A 204-nucleotide genomic window follows, 5' to 3' on the forward strand; every position below is an offset into this window, starting at 1 on the left:
GGCGCTCGCCCCGTCGGGCAGGAGTTCCAGCAGGTCACCGGTCACTGCGCCCAGGGGCGGCAGGCGCAGTCCGGCCTCGGCGCAGGCGTCGGCGGCCAGGACGCCGATGCCCCCGGCGTTGGAGACCACGGCGACCGAGTCGCCCGCGGGGAGCGGCTGGGAGTGCATCAGGGCGGCGGTGTCGAGGAGTTCGCCGATGCTGCG

At 76.5% G+C, this 204-nt stretch carries 1 pseudogene; it reads right to left on the reverse strand.

The features are described 5' to 3' along the window. Positions 1-204 (reverse strand): annotated as a pseudogene (locus ABEE00_RS35735) (acetyl-CoA synthetase); the annotation flags it as partial.

This window comes from Streptomyces odontomachicola (genome assembly GCF_039605595.1).
Classification (GTDB): Bacteria; Actinomycetota; Actinomycetes; order Streptomycetales; family Streptomycetaceae; genus Streptomyces.